General features: G+C 42.4%; 15 protein-coding genes. 4 read left to right on the top strand and 11 right to left on the bottom strand.

Annotated elements, in window-relative coordinates; translation table 11 throughout:
• Window positions 1-44: 44 nt before the first annotated feature.
• From tgt to lptE, 3 genes are all read right to left on the bottom strand, one after another.
• Complete coding sequence (tgt, locus tag LEP1GSC192_RS18160; protein ID WP_036090914.1) at window positions 45-1,169, bottom strand: tRNA guanosine(34) transglycosylase Tgt; 1,125 nt, start codon at window positions 1,167-1,169, stop codon at window positions 45-47.
• Complete coding sequence (locus tag LEP1GSC192_RS18155) at window positions 1,166-1,654, bottom strand: Fur family transcriptional regulator (RefSeq protein WP_020771531.1); 489 nt, start codon at window positions 1,652-1,654, stop codon at window positions 1,166-1,168. The genes tgt and LEP1GSC192_RS18155 overlap by 4 nt, the downstream gene beginning before the upstream one ends.
• 140 nt (window positions 1,655-1,794) lie before the next feature.
• The gene (gene lptE, locus LEP1GSC192_RS18150; RefSeq protein WP_020771171.1) at window positions 1,795-2,355 is read right to left on the bottom strand and encodes an LPS assembly lipoprotein LptE; all 561 of its coding nucleotides are present in this window, start codon (window positions 2,353-2,355) and stop codon (window positions 1,795-1,797) included.
• A gap of 91 nt (window positions 2,356-2,446) precedes the next feature.
• On the opposite strand from lptE, the gene LEP1GSC192_RS18145 reads away from it, so the two are divergent.
• Together LEP1GSC192_RS18145 and LEP1GSC192_RS18140 are read left to right on the top strand one after the other, a co-directional pair.
• Window positions 2,447-4,255: a M23 family metallopeptidase gene (locus tag LEP1GSC192_RS18145; protein ID WP_036091047.1), complete on the top strand. Its 1,809-nt coding sequence runs from the start codon at window positions 2,447-2,449 to the stop codon at window positions 4,253-4,255.
• 71 nt (window positions 4,256-4,326) lie between these two features.
• Window positions 4,327-4,776, top strand: coding sequence for a flagellar basal body-associated FliL family protein (locus LEP1GSC192_RS18140; RefSeq protein ID WP_020771299.1), 450 nt, complete (start codon window positions 4,327-4,329; stop codon window positions 4,774-4,776).
• Window positions 4,777-4,984: 208 nt separating this feature from the next.
• On the opposite strand, the gene greA is transcribed toward LEP1GSC192_RS18140, so the two are convergent.
• From greA to LEP1GSC192_RS18100, 8 genes are all read right to left on the bottom strand, one after another.
• A complete protein-coding gene (greA, locus tag LEP1GSC192_RS18135) occupies window positions 4,985-7,762 on the bottom strand; it encodes a transcription elongation factor GreA (RefSeq protein ID WP_020771420.1) in 2,778 nt (925 codons plus the stop codon).
• Window positions 7,763-8,128: 366 nt separating this feature from the next.
• Window positions 8,129-9,070, bottom strand: a complete 942-nt coding sequence (locus tag LEP1GSC192_RS18130; RefSeq protein ID WP_020771092.1) for a flagellar filament outer layer protein FlaA — start codon at window positions 9,068-9,070, stop codon at window positions 8,129-8,131.
• Between the two features lie 18 nt (window positions 9,071-9,088).
• On the bottom strand, window positions 9,089-9,802 hold the full coding sequence (locus tag LEP1GSC192_RS18125) for a flagellar filament outer layer protein FlaA (protein ID WP_020771391.1): 714 nt from the start codon (window positions 9,800-9,802) through the stop codon (window positions 9,089-9,091).
• Between the two features lie 34 nt (window positions 9,803-9,836).
• Complete coding sequence (locus LEP1GSC192_RS18120; RefSeq protein ID WP_020771237.1) at window positions 9,837-10,070, bottom strand: PurA ssDNA and RNA-binding domain protein; 234 nt, start codon at window positions 10,068-10,070, stop codon at window positions 9,837-9,839.
• Window positions 10,071-10,387: 317 nt separating this feature from the next.
• Window positions 10,388-11,191: a hypothetical protein gene (locus tag LEP1GSC192_RS18115; protein ID WP_020771411.1), complete on the bottom strand. Its 804-nt coding sequence runs from the start codon at window positions 11,189-11,191 to the stop codon at window positions 10,388-10,390.
• Between the two features lie 6 nt (window positions 11,192-11,197).
• Window positions 11,198-12,028, bottom strand: coding sequence for a hypothetical protein (locus tag LEP1GSC192_RS18110; RefSeq protein ID WP_232421112.1), 831 nt, complete (start codon window positions 12,026-12,028; stop codon window positions 11,198-11,200).
• Window positions 12,029-12,306: 278 nt separating this feature from the next.
• A complete protein-coding gene (gene radA / locus LEP1GSC192_RS18105) occupies window positions 12,307-13,674 on the bottom strand; it encodes a DNA repair protein RadA (RefSeq protein WP_020771191.1) in 1,368 nt (455 codons plus the stop codon).
• Window positions 13,671-14,309, bottom strand: a complete 639-nt coding sequence (locus LEP1GSC192_RS18100; protein WP_036091041.1) for a ribonuclease D — start codon at window positions 14,307-14,309, stop codon at window positions 13,671-13,673. The genes radA and LEP1GSC192_RS18100 overlap by 4 nt, the downstream gene beginning before the upstream one ends.
• A gap of 106 nt (window positions 14,310-14,415) precedes the next feature.
• Between LEP1GSC192_RS18100 and LEP1GSC192_RS18095 the strand changes: the two genes are divergently transcribed.
• Both LEP1GSC192_RS18095 and LEP1GSC192_RS18090 read left to right on the top strand, forming a co-directional pair.
• Window positions 14,416-16,341, top strand: coding sequence for a glycoside hydrolase family 36 protein (locus LEP1GSC192_RS18095; protein WP_020771314.1), 1,926 nt, complete (start codon window positions 14,416-14,418; stop codon window positions 16,339-16,341).
• Between the two features lie 86 nt (window positions 16,342-16,427).
• Entirely contained in the window at window positions 16,428-16,889 is a 462-nt protein-coding gene (locus LEP1GSC192_RS18090; protein ID WP_020771464.1) for a putative lipoprotein, read from the top strand.
• The last annotated feature ends 95 nt before the right edge of the window (window positions 16,890-16,984 follow it).

Here is a 16,984-nt window from a genome sequence, read left to right as displayed (position 1 = left end):
TCTGTATGAACCATCCTACAATAGGGGGGTCATTCTCTATATAGTCAACGAGAAATTTCCGCTCTTTCGTACAAATTTTTCCATTTAACGAAAAACTCACTGAAATTTCCAACTTCGATGGAATGTCTGAGTTCTTTCATGAACTTTTTCATAAAATACAGATTATGGTACGTGCTCAAGGAGAATGCACTGAGTTCTTTCACGTGATGTAAGTGTCTGATATACCCGATACTGTATCTTTTGCACACTTTACATTCGCATTTCGGGTCCATCGGCTCATCTGAGAACTTCCATTTTTCGTTTCTGAGATTCACTTTTCCTTGAGAAGTGAATACTTGGCCGTTTCTCGCGTTGCGGGTAGGAAGAACACAATCAAACATATCGACTCCGTTTCGGACTCCTTCCAAAATATCCGGAACAGTTCCAACTCCCATCAGATATAATGGTCGATTCCTGTCGGTAGAGGAGGCAATTCCTTCCATCGTGCGGATAAAATCAGGCCTGGGTTCTCCAACAGAGAGACCTCCGATCGCGATTCCGGAGAACGGAAGTGAGCGGATTTTCTCCAAACTCTCCAATCTCAGATCCAAATTTGTCCCACCTTGGAAAATCCCGAAGAGAAATTGATTTCGTTTGTCCTTCTCCCAATAGTTCACGGCTTCTTCTGCCCAACGATGAGTCCGATCCAGAGCATCTTTGATCCGAGAAACAGTTCCGTCTCCTGGAGGACAATCGTCCAAGACCATCATGATATCGGAACCTATGGATCTCTGAATATCTATCACCTTCTCAGGAGTGAAAAAATGAGGACTGCCGTCGATATGAGAACGGAACTCTACTCCTTCTTGTTTGAATTTCACGAGAGAATTCAGACTGAACACTTGAAAACCGCCGCTGTCGGTAAGTAGAGCCTTTTTGTATGAAACAAAGTTTTTGAGCCCACCGAATTTTTCCAAAACCTCGGTTCCTGGGCGAAGATAAAGATGATACGTATTTCCTAAGATCAGTTCGTAACCTAACTCATCTAAGTCGTCCGAGTCCAAGGACTTAACGGCTCCTCTTGTACCCACAGGCATGAATACAGGCGTTGGAATTTCTATTCCGTTGAGATATAAGGTTCCGGTGCGAGCAAAAGAATATGGATCGGAAGCTCTGGATCTAAAGATCATTTTTTGTTCGGACAATTCGGATCCAAACAAGTACCGTAAATATTCAGACTATGACCTGTGATCTTAAACCCGTTACTTGCAGCAGCCTGCTCTTGCAACTGTTCGATCCTTTCGTCCATGAATTCTACGATCCTGCCGCAGTCTCCGCAGATGATATGATCATGATGAGTATGGCCTATAATATGTTCGTAGTACTTATAATCTTGGCCGAAATTATGCTCTTGTAATAATTTCGCTTCTACCATGATGGAAAGTATCCTGTAGATAGTGGCCTTGGAAATTTTATCCCTTTGGTCCTTGAATTCTTCCAGAAGACTTTCTGCGGTAAAGTGATTGTGCAGCGAAAAAATACGTTCTGCAACTAACATCCTTTGATTGGTGATCTTCAGGCCCTTCTTCTGTAAATACTCAGAAAAAGTTTTCATCTCCATCCGAATGGAATCGTCTACGGTTTTCAGGATTTCAGCTTCTCTGTCTTTGTTCATTTTTCAGGAGGAAGTATGAGCCTGTTTAAGATTTTCCTTTCGAACCAAGGAATCCGGGAAGGCTAACATTCTTTTTCCACAATTTAAGATCCGGATATGAGAATTATCAAGTGGAATTTCATTTTTAGGAAATGAAATACTTATTCTTCCTCACCTTCGATTTTGCCCGCTATAGAATAGTACCAGGCTCTTTCCATTTCTTCCGCGATACGGACTGCAAGAATTTTAAGTAATCTGGTCTGGGCCTGACTTTCCGTTTCCATGAAACCGACTTGGTCCGAGTAGATGATCCTCGCAGGAATCTCGGTCCTTTCTAAAGGAATTTTTTCCCCGCCTGCTTTTTGGAGTTCTACCTTGCAGACTACGAACATCTCTTTACTGAGCTGCTGTCCACCCTGATCTAAAAGTGCTCCCACTTGTTGGTAATGACTGATCTCTCCGTAGATACGATATGCGGCTTGGGACTTCTCTCTGGTCTGGATAAATCTTCCCCGATAATTGATCTCCTGTTTGACGAGGTCGGAGAGAGTGGTGTGCATTGCAATCCCATAGGAATTATTGCGAAAATTCTGCACATACACGGTACGTTTGGAATCCGGAATAGGAATCCCGTCGATTTTAGGAGGATTGCCGGGCTCCCGAGTCAAATAGGTACAAGAACCCAGACAAAAAACCAAAAGAATCGGAAGGAATATCCTCATATCATCAGGCTTTTCTCCAAGTATGAGGCTGCAAGAAAATTTCTCAGATTTCAGACTTTACAATTTAAGGGAATCGGATCTGAATTCGCAAATGGGAAAAAATTTCCTGAAAGTTTTTCCACAAATTCCGCAGATATACGGTTTAATATTCCTCCTTATTTTGTTTTTCGGGACGGAAGGAAGTGCGGGCGAGACAGGTCCCAAAATTTCCGCGGTTTCTCCCAATCTAAAACCGAGCGCCATTGTCCAAAAAAATATTTGGGACGATCTTACACCGGAGGTTTTAGCGGATCTCGGAAATTTAGGTTTTCCCATGGAAATGGAGACTCCGATCTCCGGTTCTTATGCGGAATATAGAGTGCATCATCTGCACATGGGCTGCGATTTTAAAACATTTCATACGAATGGAATTTCTGCCGTTTCTCCTTTCCAAGGATATGTGGATTCTATTGGGCAATCCACAAAAGGTTACGGATCAAATATTATCATAAAGTCTTCCGGTTCTAATTTAAGGGCCAAGTTTGCTCACTTACTGGACTTCAAAGGATTTCGAAAGGATCTAGACCTTCTGCGGGAAGCATTGGCATTACTAAGCGGTGGAGAATTTCAGGTAAAACTTTCTCCAGGTTCTTACCTTCTCCCCAAAGGTGAAAATGTAGCAAGACTCGGAGAGTCGGGAACCGGGGTTAGTCATTTACATTTTGAATTACATTTACCTAATGGGACTTTAAACCCCCTTCCCTATTTACCTTTGCGAGGAAAAGACAGATATTCTCCGGAACTATTACTCTTATACGTGGACTCGGAAGATGGAGTTCAAGCCAGGATCAATTTGGAAAAAAAAGGAGAAGGTAAATTCGCAGTTCCTGGGAACCAAAAATTACATTTGGCGGGAGGTGTCCGTTTTAGATTAGGTGCCTACGACCTAATGACCTCACGGAACAAAAACAATCTTTTCTTTGCAGGAATTTACAAGGAAGATATTCCTTTATACGAAAGATCCTTTAGGGGAATGAGTTATGAAGAAGCAAGGGTCCACCAGGATATATTCGACTCCAACCGCTCTTCTTTAAATCCTCCCGTTTATGTGTATAATCTTTTCCCCGCAAAAGGACCGAGTATAGACCTTAGGAATTTCGAAGCAGGAAGTATAGTCAAACTCATACTTAAAGCATCCGACCATGCGGGAAATCACTCCATCCTTCCCTTAGAAATAGAAGTCGGGGTCGTAAATGGCAAAAGACCATCCATTACAAAAACTGAATTCACTTCTTTGGACGGTGTTCTGAAGATCAGAACTCCGGCAAAAACAACTTACGGCCAGGGCTCGTTACACTTCAAAAAAAAGGAAAAGCCGGAAGACGACTTAAAACTTCCGGAAGGACTCAAATCAAAGGGTTCGATTTACGAATTAGAATCCTCCGATCTTTCCTGGGTGGGAGAAGCGGAACTAACCTGGAGAGGTGCAGCACTAGGTAAAAAAGACGGGATTTACATCTTCGACAAAGCTTCCAAAAAATGGTCCGCTTTAAAACAAAAAGGTTCGATTACATTACTCACAAAACTTGGGGCACTTGCAATTCTCACCGACGAGGCAAAACCTTCCGTTAATTATCCATTTTTGATCACAAGACATAGAAGGATCAAAGGCCAGGAAGAAGAAGGAATGGAAGAAAGATTATACACCGTTTCCGACACCGGTTCCGGGTACGCCGGAGGCGCAGAAGTTTTGTTGGATGGAGAATTGTATCCAAGCGAATTCGATGCGGACCGTAAGATGCTCATCGTCAAATTCCCGAAAACTTTCTCCGCTTGGAAAAAGTATATGTTACTACAAATACGAATCAAAGACAGAGCGGGTAACTTTTCGGATTGGTTTACCGATTTAGTGAGGTTTTAGGTTTAGAGACTCAGAGTTAGCAGAGTCACAAAGGTTTTTCACACAGAGACGCAGAGCCACGGAGAGTTTTTATGGAACGAAAAGTTAAAATTGCAATCATGATTATCGGAATTCCCATTCTAGTCGGATTGATTGCGTTAACTTTATTACCTGCTACGTATTTTTTGGGCAGATTTATCACTTCAAAAGAATATAAACAAGAGCTGGATCAAATTCCCAAAGACCAGTCTTACTTTAGGTTTCAAGAACCATTTTTAATGAATACTAAGGATTCGAAATTTATCAAATTTAAATTAGCCTTGGCTTACAAAGACCAACCCGCATTAACGATGGAATTAGCAAAAAGAATGACTCAGATACGAACCATCCTTAATATTATCATCGTTTCTAAAACATCCGAAGAATTCCAGAGTATCGAATCACAATTATCGGTGAAAAATGAAATGGAGGCGACGATCAATCATCTTTTAACCGAAGGAAAGATTACCGGAGTGATCATTTCCGATATGGAAATAAAGTGAAGTTTTTTACTTTTAGTGATTTCGCAGCCCCCTGAACTTTTCAGATCGGGCCTCGCGCTGGGAAACGTTCGCACAGAGTTCACGGAGGTCACAGAGTTAATAACTCTAAAAACCCCCAGCGCTCTCAGTGCCTCTGTGCGAAAATAAAAAATCCCCACGAGATTGACTCGCAGGGATTTTCTAAAATCACAGAAAGAGATCTTTTTTCTCAGTCCTGGTTTTGGAGAGAGTATCTGCTAATTTGCAGAACCTTAAACTTAGTTTCCGCTCCGCCAAGATTCAAAGAAGCATTATCACCCACTTTTTTACCTAAAAGCGACTTAGCCAAAGGAGATTGGTAAGAAATAATATTTCTTTCCGTATCCGCGTCCCAAGCCCCCAAGATAGAATAAGTTTGGTCTTCCCCGCTGGACTCGTTTTTGAGTTTTACGGTGGTTCCGATATTGATCCGATCCGTTTTCACGTTGGATAGATCTAGAACGATAGCAGCTTTGAGTTCCGCTTCCAGTTTTTTGATCTGAGCTTGGAGCTGGACTTGTTTTTCCATAGCGGCTTTGTATTCCGCGTTTTCGCGCAAGTCTCCTCTTTCCTGAGCCTCTCCGATATCTCTAGAGTTTTCAGGCATCTCTACGTTGACCAAATGATCGAATTCCGCCTTTTTCGCGTTCAGAGCGCGGCGAGTAACAAGAACGGCGTTTTCCGGGATCCTTGCCAGAACATCCTCTTCCTCTTCTTCATCATCCTCTTCTTCCCAGATCAGATCCGGTTTTAGAGTTTGGATCAGAGACATCAATTTGTCTTTTTCAGTCTCTTCTATATAAGGAACTTCTCTATAAAGAGCGTAAACTTTGCGGATATATTCCGAATCTCCGTTTTGGATCGCCTCGCTGATCACAGCCGCCTCATTTCCGAAAAGGATCTCATGGCAGGTGTTCTTAAGTTTGGTCCCTTTTTCCTCTATCTTGTTCAAAGGTTTTAATAATCGAAGGACTCTCAGGATCAGATCCTGTCTGGAAACGTTCATCCACTCTTCTTCCCATGTTTTGAGAAGGATAGATTTTGCCACCCATAGGAATACTTCCGGATTTTCCTTAGCACGGCTGGATGCAGTTTCGATGAATAAATTTAATTCGGCAAACTTTCCGTCGGCTTCCAGGACGGAAACAACGTATTTGTTGTTCTTAACGGGAACTTCAAATAGAAGACCAACCAGGATATTGACCCAGTCGGAATGGGATTTTTTCACTAAGTCCACGAAAGACTTTTTGATATCCAAATTGCTGATCTTAGAAGAATATTCCAGGACTTCTTCTCTTTTCAGAGATTTAACGAGTTTGGAAACATCATCCAATTTCTGGTATCTTTGGAAATCATAAGGACTTCCGTCTTCTCCTTCCATAATGGAAGCGACTTCGTCCAGATATAAATAAGCGACGATCTTGCGGAAAGAATCGTGAGTTTGTTCTTCTTCGAAATAATGATGTGCGAAAGTATCGATCGCGGATTCAGCTTCTTCTTTATTGCGGAGAGCTTCGATCGCGATATCCAAACGTTTGGCCGGGTCAGGGTTGGCGTTGAATTTTTCCGTTAATTCTTCCGAGTAAGTAATCGGTTTTTCCCGATACCAAAGTTCGTCTTTTTTCTTAGGGTTAAAGCCAAGATTATCCTCTTTTTTGATTACATTCTTAGCTTTATTCCACCATTTAGACCAATCCGCAGCGGGGATAAATTTTCCAGCGATTTCCGCCTTCATTTCCGCAACCAACATATGGTTTTCGAAAGAAGTTAATAATTCCTTAAAGAAACCAGGAACATCGTTTTCGAATAGAGAAACAACGGAAGCTTTATCTTCGTAGTATCTCACCCAAATATGATCCCCTTTCAAAGGTTTCAAGCTGGTGATCGCCATTTGGATGGAAAGTTTATGGTTCTTCTTATCTTTAAAGTCAACGAAGATAGAATCTCCGTTAGGCGAAATAGAGACGATCTTACCTACCCCCCAGTTCCTATGAAGAACGTAGTTGCCGGTATCGAATACGATATTTCTTTCGAAGTTGGAAATACAGACCTTAACCGGTTTTCTGTTGTTTCCCAACTCGGACATTTTCAAAAAATCTTCCAACAAACTATGGTTGGCATATTTCAGTTTATAAACGCGGATCAATTCGTTCCTTGCTTTGTTGGAAACAGGCTCATGATCCAGGATCTTTTTGAGAAGATAGATCACTCTGTCCCAATCTTCGGTGATCTTAAAAGGATCCACTAAAGGATAAAGATAACCTGCAAGACGGGTTTTCTCTCGATGACCTAAAAGGATCCGTTCTATCTTCTCGACAAATTGGATATCGTCGTAACTGTTAGATACGAAAATCGGCCAGATCTCTTCGAACTGTATATAATCTTTCGTCTTCGCAAAAGTTTCGATCGCTTGTTTAAGGTAAGCGACCGCTTTTTCTTTGTTTTCATCAAGAATTGCTAATGCATATTTTTTAGCGATCTCAGGGTTCTTGCGGTCTTGTTTCGCAAGTTTCTCCAAGATGGGTTTTAGCTCTTTGTTCTTTTTTAGTTTTTCAAGAGCTTCCGCTTTGAAACGAAGAGCGTAACGGTCCTCTCCGAACTTCAAAATATTGTCAGTGATATGTTCTATGATGACCCATTTACCGGCTTGTTTGAAAGAATCCAGTAGGGTCTTGAAGTAAGAAGCTGCGTCTATACTTCCTTTCTGAAGACCCAGTAATCCGAGCATATATCTTGCGGAGATACTTTCCGGATGATCTGCAAGATGTTCTTCCAATTTTGTTTTGGCTGAATCGATAAGACCTGATGATTGAAAGGATTCTATTAGATCGTCGTAAATTTTAAATTTAGATGCGGGAATGGAATTTGCGTCCGAGCGTACATATATCTCCTCGTTAAAAAGAGAAGTCAGCTTGTCCAGTTCGCTGGCAGGCTTAGTTTCCGCGGTTGTCGCAGTTTCGTTAGACATAGGAATTACTCCGCCGACGGGGTCGGCATTCAAAAATAGGTTCGGATGGGCGGTTTTTTTGTCTCTTAAGAGCCCTTTCAGATCAATTATAGCAGCTTAGGCTTATCCGTAAACTAGAATTTGGGCTTAGGCTTGTACAGGCGCCTTTTCGCTATTACTTAGGTATAAATTCACTGAAAAAAAGACATTTTTTGCGCACAGAGCACACGGAGGTCACGGAGTATGTTAAGGTTTAAATTTGTGTAGGAACTCCTACAACGCAAAGCCCTCAGTGCTCTCTGTGTTCTCCGTGCGAACTTCTCTCTCTTAAAACAAAAAACGCGGGAGGTTCCCGCGTTTCATTAGAGTCGGATATGAAGGAAAGGCTTATTTGCCGTTTCCACCACCTTCACACTCTTTCTCTGCTTTCACTTTCAACATCTTATCCAACTTACGTTTAGAACGGCAATCGTCCGCATCGAAATCGATAGAAGCTCCGTCGAAGTGAACCTCGAATACGTCCGATAGAACTCTAAGCTCGTCAAAGAAGAGGTATACGGTTTCTCCACTCGTATCGTTACGAGAGCGAATTTTAAATTGTTTGAATACAAGTGTTTTAACCTGAGGGTAAGAGTTTACGTCCTGAGGAACTCCTGTAGGAATTTCAAAAGTAAGAGGTCTCCAACCGATAAAGTCCAGATCTCCGAATTGGAAGATATGAGAATCACCTTTCCAATCCTCTAACCAACCTTCCAGATTGTATTCGTTACCTCGACCGCAAACCCAAACGGAAACCGCTTTTACGATCCCTGGGAATTCCACACCGTAGATCTTGAATTCTTTTCTTTTGTTGTTCGCATCCAAGTAAGCCATTTTACGAGTGATCTCGTATTCAGGAGTACGAGGAGGACGGATGGTAACGGAGTTGTCTCCAGGGAAAGTGAATGCAAACTTCACTCCCAAAACTTTTCCGGTTCCGGCGTCTACGTTCTTGATATCTCCAGGTTTTCCAGGAAGAAGTTTTACTTCTCTCAAGGCTTGCGCGTTGGAAGCAGCAGGTTGGTATTGAGCCTGCTGTCCTTGCGGAACTTGTGTGTCCTTATCGGTAGTAACTTCCCAACCGTAAGGAGCGGAACCCGAAGGATTATCCCAGGACTCCACAGTGATGGAGCGTAACTCCATCCCGCTTACGTCGATACCGGTAGGAGTTTCGATCCCGCCTTTTTTCTTTTTGATAAATTGCGCGCTCACGGTCCCAAGTAGAAGGATGGAAGAAATACCTACTGCTATTGCCGCGGTGATTTTAGTTTTTTTGCTGAGGTTTTTCATACATGTCCTACCGAAAGATCACCAATTGTCCTTAATTTCAGAACCAGGATACTTTGTATCAGATTTATCGGCACGAACTTCCAAATCATCCACATAAAAGTAGAAGCTTCCTCCCACTTCATGAACATCAGAGGTCACGAAAATGGAAACGAATCTTAGGTTCTTATCCAATAATGCAAATCTGGTACTTTGAGGAACGAATCCCGGAACGGTGGCAGTCAATTTTCTCCAGCCGAAATAGTCCAAACGCCCCATTCTGATATTATGAGTTTTTCCTTTATAGTCTCTCAGTTTAACGAACAGAGTGTGACGGAATTTTCTTCCCAGAGCCCAAATGGAGACCTGGCGAGCTTTTCCTTTTACGATATATTCGTGAGGAGGGAAAACTTCCACTCTATCGAATCCTCGATCGTTATAATAGGTTTTGATACCGAGGATATGGTTCTTTTCCAACTGGTCTCCACCATTGTCCGGAACGGTATTCTCGTCGAATACGTCGCGGATCAGACCTCTTTGAACCATCTTAAGAGTTTTAGTCTCTCCCAGGGGAGTAGTTGACTTAGCTCTCCAGTCTTCGGACTCCTCGAAATTTTCGAGTATAATTTTCTCGAGGGGATCCGGTGCTTGGCCGCCTTGGCCGCCTTGGTTCCCTCCCGCAGGCTGTTGACCGGAAGTTCCGGTAATCGCCAAGAAAAAGAGAACGCTAGCTAATAAGTACGTCTTTTTCCCCATGAGAACATCTCCTAAAGATTTAGTGCAATCCAATCTAATTCCGAGAGGGAGGGATGTCCGTAATATCCCCATCCTGTATCAGGTTTTGGAACTTACGCAATACCTCGATCATCCTTCCGACACCTTCTGCCGGAATGAATATGGAAGATTTTTTACTATTGGACCATTCGGAAACTTTTAAATAGTATCCGTTCTCGTTCCGTTTTAGATCTACCAGAAACTTTTTGTTCTGGGTTGCGACCTTCTCCGTTAGGATTTCGGGGTCCAAATAGATTTCTCCTTCCCGTCTCTGTGTATAAATATCGGTAGCCCAAGTTCCAAAATTAGCCAAGTAAAAAGTTTTTTGCGCTTCAGGAGAAAAAATCGAAAATTTCGGACCGCGAGACCGAAAAGCCTCCCCCGGGTGAAGGAAATCCTCTAAAGCCCGGCAGATTTTATGAGACATAATCGCTATTCTTTTTTTTTCGCACGGAGCACACAAAGTTCACGAAGAGGTTTTGTAGGAGTTCCTACAAACCAAACACCTCTGTGTTCTCCGTGATCTCTGTGCGAAAACCTTCTTCCCTTAGCGGCTTCGCGTGAAACCTAATGTTTTCGTTTATTCCAAACCAAGATCCCGATGATCCAGATATAGTTTAAGGCGAGAAGGCCCGCAAGACCCAGGACTCCCATATTGAACAAAACTTCTTCCGGATTGGAGATTGGTAGTAAGATCCGTGGTTTTTTAGGCGGATCGAATCCGAATTTTTTACAAGCTTCCAGAACCGCCTCCGTATAATACGAGTTCAATCCCGCAATATTGGAGTGGGAGAGAGACTGCCCTACTCTGGTGTTTTGTTTCTCCCAATCACATACTTTTTCGGAGAACTGTGGGCAGACCGCCCATGTTAGGACCTCATCCCCTTCTTTCCAATCGGAGGAGACCCAAGGCGCCACATGAAAATACAATGTTTTCTTAATAGAACCGGGAGTAGTCTTAGTGACCTGGTATTTATATAAAAACTTGGAATCCGTGAATCGGAAGATATGAGAATTGGAAACTCCGCTGTCTATTTGAAAGATAGTTTGTTCGGGAGATTTTAACCCCAGGAAAAATCCGAATGCATGGCTTAAATACAAGGCGGACACGGGAGCGGAGATAAAGCCAAGAAACAAAGCGAAAAATATACTGTTTCCGTAAAACTTAGTCAGCTTCAAGGTAAGGAAGAATAGTGGAAGAAATAAAAAGCCGAGGCAAGCAATGGTGGAGATCAAGGTCCCGAAAAGACCGATGGGCAAAAACAAGGCAGCCATTCCGTTTACGAATAAGAGGCCCAAACCCAATAATCTCCAAGGAGGTTCCGGCTTTTTCGGTTTTTGGTTTTCCCAGTTTTTGACTAAGGCAAACATCTCCTCTTATTCTACGACGACAGAGGAAGAAAATCCACTCCAGATTTTAGCGCCCAGGGCCTCTAATGTGCTTGGATAGGCCAAAGAGAATAGTATCCCTCTTGTCCCTCTTAAATAAAATTTTTCCAAAATGATGATCCGGCTCTTACGTCCCTCTTCTCCCACAAAATCGAAACTCGTTCTATATAAGTCTCCTTCTTTTTTACGGAGATAATTCCATTCTCTCATGGTCCTGGAATTGATCCCTCGGAGTGAATCCCAAACTAGATAGTAATTTTGTGCGTTAAAGATCGTTGGATGAAAATGAAGTGTTGTGCCAATCGTGAATACGACCCGATCCGGCCGAAAAAATAAGATACCTTCACTACTCTTTCTGTATTCTTTTTCGAAAGGAGAAGGTCCTCCTTCCACCGGAAAGTTTTGGTAGAATCTATGGACCTGCCAGAGATAATCCGCGTCTTCTCCCGAAAATTCCCGATCCTCATCCGGAAATAAGTACGTCAGATCCGAAGGAAGATCCAATGAATAAGCAAAGTCAGAACTTCTGATCTTTAAATTTTCGGGTGTCCAACAGCCGAACGGATCTGTGAGTCTTTGTAGTTCTTTCTCTTTATGGGAATATTGATCTAAATATTTCGCAAGAAGTTTTGCGGTCCTTTCATAACCTTCCGGCACCAGTTTTCCATATCTCAACCTGTAACAGTACATGGATCCCTTTAAGAGACGGATCGCCGAATACGGATTTGCATGCTTTTGCAGACTTTCCGCTTCGCTATAATGCAGATCCAATTCTTGTCTGTTCGGAAAGACTTCCTTATAATTCCGATCCAGGATCATCTCCACTTTTCCGTCTTTGTAAAAACGATAATTGCGGGATCTGGAATCGGTCTTCCAGACATAATGAGCGCTTAGACGAAACGCGGTCTGAAGTCTATTATATAGCAGTTCCTCTTTTTTTTCCTGATCTCCAAACCATGGTTGGCGAAGTAACGGATCTATTTCCTGGGCTGAGGCCGGTAAAACGAAAAAAGCAAGGAAGAAAAACAAAAATTTAATATATAATGATTTTATAATATACGAACAACTTATAAACGGATTTTTCGAAAACCCGACTTTCACTTAAAGAGACCTTCTAATTCTCTGAGTGCGCTGATACCTACGATTTCCATTCCGGGAATTTTTTCTATCTCCGCCAAATTCCCTTTGGGAAGAAATACGGTTTCGATCCCTACACCTTTCAATTCTTTCAAGCGTAGGGAAACCTGTCCAACGGACCGAACTTCTCCGGAGAGTCCGACTTCTCCAATGACCGCATATCCCGACTGTACCGGTCTTTCCGTATAACTGGAAAGTATAGAAGCACAGATCGCAAGGTCGAGTGCAGGTTCGTCCACTTGCAGACCACCCGCCAAGTTCCCGAATATATCACATTCCGATAATGTGTGCCCCAAGTATTTTTCAATTACCGCAGCAAGCAGTATAAGTCTTCTGGTGTCGGGACCTTCCGCCATTCTTCTTGCTTGAGAATAATTGGTCCGACTCACCAAAGCTTGGACCTCAACACTGAGTGCACGGCTTCCTTCTAATACCGAGCTGATTACAGAACCGCTTTTTCCTTCCGTTAGCGAGCTGATAAATACCCTTTGTCTGTCTTTTACTTCTTTTAATCCGGATTCCAACATTTCAAAAACGGCAAGATCACCTACCGCGCCGAATCTGTTTTTTACGGCGCGAAGAAGTCTAAAATAATTCAGTTTGTCTCCTTCGAAGTACAATACCGTATCGACTAAATGTTCTAATACCTTAGGGCCTGCAATTGCACCATCTTTCGTGATATGACCGGTCATCAAGATCGGGATACCTGTACGTTTTGCCGTTTCCAAAAGCACTTGTGTACATTCTCTAAGTTGTGTGACGGTTCCCGCTTGGTTCGGAAGAGCCTCTCTTGTAAGAGTTTGGATAGAATCCACGAAAACTAAATCGGGAGAAACATCCTCGACCATTGCGGAAATATTCTCCGCGTAGGTTTCGGAGGAAAGAAGAAGGTTCTCTGATAGAACATTCATCCTAGCTGCTCTGAGTCCCACTTGAGCCGAGGATTCCTCACCGGATATATAAAGTATTTTTTTACCATGAGAGATCATACTTCTGCTGATCTCTAAGATGAGAGTGGACTTACCGACTCCAGGTTCTCCGCCTACCAGGATCAAACTTCCAGGAACAAGTCCCCCGCCTAAAACCAGATCCAGTTCGGAAAGACCCGAACTCAAACGTTTTGTATCATCGGAAGGAATGGAATTGATCGGAACAGGTTCTTTATAAACCGCGGATTTTTTATAACTGGGGGAAGAAGAAAAACGATCCCCTCCCGATTCTTCCACGATCGTATTCCATTTACCGCAGGATTCACATTTGCCCGCCCAACGGGAAAATTCCTGTCCGCAGGATTGACAAAGAAAGACTTTGGAAATTTTCTTTTTCAATGTTCGAATAAATTCTCCATTTGAAGCCAATCGATCTGATTGAATACGGGAAGACATTGGAACGCTTCTTGAGCGAGTTCATATCTTCCTTCTCTGATTAATATTTGAGTAAGCTTTTGTGATAGAGAAATCAGAAATAGAACATCTCCGGAAGCATATTCGATCTGATCCTTAGTGAGAGTTTGAGCTCCCCAATCCGAAGACTGATTTTTTTTGTCCAAAGTCTCGTCGAAAAATTCTCGGATAATATCTCTCAGACCATGTCTATCCGTATACGTGCGAGCAAGTTTAGATCCGATCTTTGTACAAAAAATCCCCTTGGTCAGGATCCCTAGCCTGTATCTTAAGAAGAGGGTATCCATCCTGGCAAAATGGAATACCTTGATGATACCCGGGTTTTCGAATAGTTTTTTGAGTCTAGGGGCCTCTGTTTGATCGGGCAGAATTTGCACCAGGCTCACCCTATTTTTAGAATCACAGATCTGGACCACGCATAGACGATCTCTTCTGGGATTTAAACCCATCATTTCGCAATCCACTGCCAAATGATCTTCTTCTAGATATTCATTAAATCTCTCTTCGGAAAGATCTCCCGGAAACAGATCCGGTTTATTGTTCGCGCGGTTAGATGCCATAAAGCCAAAATAATCGAACCGGATCTCAGGTCCGCAAGAAAAGTCCGACTTCCCCGACGGTTTTTTTCCTTTTCTATCTTTCGAATCAGTAAACCATCGTCCCAGAATGAAAGCAGTTTTGCGCACCCGTATCTATGAAGAAGAACAAAAGTCTCAGTTTGAGTTTCCGGCGGGAAGAGCCGAGACCAAGAGCAATTGCGGGAATTATAAGTTTTCCTTTAAATTAATCAAGTCTCAAGGTAAATCCACGTACGCTCCCGTTTTAGAATGGATCGCAGAAAAAAGACCTCCGGCAGGTTTGGAACTTTTAACCCTGGAATGGGAACTTCCTTCCCATGGGATTAAAGAAGGTAGGATTTTCAGACATGGATACCAGTCCTGGAGTCTATCCGCTTCCGAAAATTTGGAAGCCGCAGATATCTCTCCCAAATTAGGTTTTTTACAATTCTCCCAAGAAAATATCTATTCTGAACATTCCGGAGAAGAAGGCAACTGGATCTCGGAGGCCTACGTTATCCTATTGCCTAAAAACGAAGACTCTAAATTTTTTGCGGGAGCAATCTCCAAGGGAGAAGAAGGAGTTAAGTTTAAAATCCTGACTTCATCTTCTTCCCCAAAAACCTCCGACCATTTTTTTAGGGGAGATATTCGAGTCGTATACGATTTTTACCGGTTCGAGGATTTTAAAGGGAACAAGCTACCACTCACTCAGATCCGCGTTTCCAAATTTACTGGCGACGAAGCGATCTTTACCAAAAATTATTTTGCGGAACTTGCAAAAAACCTAAAGGTAAAACTTCCGGAAACTCAGGTGCCTACAGGCTGGTGTTCTTGGTATCATTATTACACCAAAATTTCGGAGAAGATCATTCTCCAAAATTTAAAAGAACTCAGATCTAAAAATCTAGGATTAAAAGTTTTCCAAATAGATGATGGCTATCAAGCGGAGATAGGAGACTGGTTAGAAGCAAACGATCGTTTCCCCGGTGGAATGGGCTTACTAGCGGAAGCGATCCGTTCCGAAAAATTACTCCCAGGGATCTGGCTTGCCCCGTTCCTCGTTCGCAAAAAATCCAAATTTTTCCAAAAATTTCCGGAAGCTGTCTTAAAAGATAGGGACGGAAATCCGGTACCGGCGCTTTGGAATCCGAATTGGGGAATGGATTATACTTACTGTTTAGATGTGACCCATCCCGCGTCTAAAGAATTTTTAGCCACAGTTTTCAAAACCATCGTTAAAGAATACGGATACAAATACCTAAAATTGGACTTCTTGTATTCCGCATTATTGCCGGGTTGGACTTACGATCGAAGCGTTTCACCTCACACTCGTTATGCGGATGCAATTAAGTTCATTCGAAAAGTGGTCGGAAAAGATATATTCCTCTTAGGTTGTGGAGCACCTATGCTTCCTTCCACTGGGTTATTTGATGCAATGAGAATTTCCTGCGATGTAGCCCCTTTTTGGTACAGAGAAAAGTCTAGAATTCTAGTAAAGGATAGAAATGGGCTCTGCACTGAAAGAGCGCTTATCAACGATATTACGAGAGCCTCCATGCACAGGACTCTTTGGTTGAATGACCCGGATTGCCTTTTGGTCCGAAAAAAGAAAAACAGCATGACGGAAGCCCAAACAAAGATCATGGCAAGTATCATGTCTGTCTCCGGGGGAATGTTATTCGTTTCAGACGATCTTTCCCTGGTAAACGAAGATCGTTTGGAATTATTACAAAAAAGTTTAGCTCTCCAATCCAAATGTAGAAGTAAAACTCCTCTTCCTGTGGGACTAGGGACCGAATTTTTTCCGAGTGCTCTCTACAATCCATCCGGTTATTTAGGGATTTGGAATCCAAGCGACGAGAAAAAGGAAATTTTACTCTCCTTATTCTTTCCTTGGGACAAAAAAAATTCCATAGATTATTGGACAGGGAAAAAGCCGGACTCCTTGGAAATAGATTCACGTAAAAAAGTTCTCAAAATTGAAATGGAACCTTGGTCCACAGTGGTCCTCTATTCGGGAAAACAAAGTTGACTCTTACTGAAATCGGGTTGAGAATAGACGTGAACGTGTCAGAAACTTTCTTCCAAAATTCGGAAGATCCAAGGCGAGGTGTATCAATGAAATTTTTTCACAAAATTCTGGGAATAGGTTTCCTAACATTCGGGATCCTACTCTCCCAAAATTGTTTTTTAGATACTATATCAAATTCCATTTCAAAATCTTCGGATTCGTTAGAAAGTCTTTCTAAATCCGTGGTTTCCGTAGTTTCTTCCGTTTCTTCTTCTTCCAAGGATGAGGCTGCGGAAAAAAAAGGATTTAAAAGAGATGTAGAAAATCTAACTGCAATTTATTTACAAACCGGATCCACTCGTTCTTCCGAATTCGAATCCGATCTGGCGGAACTCGCTTCTAAAAACGGAGTGACCAACTGGAAAAATTCAGAAAGCACTTATGTTTCAATCGGAAGAGGATTAAAAAAGGCAGGCGTGGGTGCGGAAGAATTTAAAAATTTTGCGGCAAACGTAAATTCTAAACCGGCGATCGTAAAAGCTTTGGAAAGAGGCTATCTTTCCCTCTAATTTGAGATCGAGCATGTTTAAGCGGCCTTTTGAAAAAGGTCGCTTATATCTTCTCCTTTTAATTCTCCCCTTTACCACCGTTCAGTCCCAAGAAA

Origin of the sequence: Leptospira sp. B5-022 (assembly GCF_000347035.1) — a bacterium.
Taxonomy (GTDB): Bacteria; Spirochaetota; Leptospiria; order Leptospirales; family Leptospiraceae; genus Leptospira_B; species Leptospira_B cinconiae.
This window is presented reverse-complemented; position numbering and strand designations above follow the sequence as displayed.